This window comes from Bacteroides sp. AM54-2NS (assembly GCF_003602935.1).
GTDB classification, from domain to species: Bacteria; Bacteroidota; Bacteroidia; order Bacteroidales; family Bacteroidaceae; genus Bacteroides; species Bacteroides xylanisolvens.
In genome coordinates, this window is sequence record NZ_QTMZ01000133.1 from 1 (window position 1) to 1,061 (window position 1,061).

The following is a 1,061-nucleotide window of genomic DNA, read 5'->3' on the forward strand; positions in this document are numbered from 1 at the left end:
TCAGACTGACCACGGAACGGCACAACGGCTATCACCTGCAAGTCCTTCAACTCGCATTGCAACGAAAGGGCGGCTTCTGCCGCCAGCAGGTCAAATCCCATTGCCATGCCACAATAGAAATACCGGTAGCCGTCGGCATACGCCTTGGCTATCTCCGATTTGAGACATTGCTTCAACTCCCTCCGCTTGGCGAAAGGTACGCTGCGGTGTCCGCTGAAGCATACGGACACTGCCTTGTCGTACTTTGTCATACTTTACCTTACTTTATAATGTGTGCGTGCGAGGAACATACCGCCAATAACACATGCCCCGAGCCTTTCGAGTTGGTTGGCATACTTGGCATAGCTGAGACCCTTGGTTATCACATCGTCAAAGACCAACACCATTTTGTTGTCGAAGAACGGCTCATCAAACTCAACGACATTCGCCTTGCAGACTTCATCCTCGTTCTTGCGGTTATCGTGGATGGTCTTACGCTCTCCGCATACCCTCACGTGCTCGTAGCCGTTTTCCGCTCCTGTCAGTTCACAAACCCTGTGGCAGAAAGCCTTGTAGCGGAGTTCGTTGCTCTCGCTTGTGGATGCCGGAACGGGGGCGAAGACGATGTTCACGCAACCCTTGCCGTAGAGTGTCAGCATATTCTCTGCGGTGCGCTGCGCCACTTCCTCGTAGGCTCTTCCGTCCTTGAAGTCAAACACTAATTGTCTGTCGGCAATCTCCTTCTCACCCACATTGCGGATGCGTGCGGGATAGTATTTGCAGAACCAAGTCTGAGGCTTGTCTAACTGCTTTTGGATTTGATAGTCATTCTTGTGTGCCATTGCTCTTATGTTTTTTCTTCCCTTATTTCGGAGGCTTTTCCTGCCTGCCCAAGGGATATTTTTTGCTTTCCAAGAGTGATGGCGATCAAAAAGCCAAATCGGGAGCGAAAAATACGCTCTGCACGCAGAGGAAGATTTTTCGGTCAAATGCAATGGACGATTTGGTGTTTGAACAATCGCCAGCATTACCTTTGCAAAACAATATCCGCAGCGGCAAGGCAGGCGAAAAGAAATCTGTTA

2 protein-coding genes are annotated in these 1,061 nt (G+C 50.1%); both read right to left on the bottom strand.

What is annotated here, in order from left to right; all coding sequences use genetic code 11:
- A partial coding sequence (locus DXA05_RS26115) for an SLOG family protein (RefSeq protein ID WP_128859790.1) occupies window positions 1-251 on the bottom strand: 251 nt, incomplete at its 3' end.
- Window positions 252-254: 3 nt separating this feature from the next.
- The gene (locus DXA05_RS26120) at window positions 255-821 is read right to left on the bottom strand and encodes a ribonucleotide-diphosphate reductase subunit alpha (protein ID WP_128859791.1); all 567 of its coding nucleotides are present in this window, start codon (window positions 819-821) and stop codon (window positions 255-257) included.
- Window positions 822-1,061 lie beyond the last annotated feature (240 nt).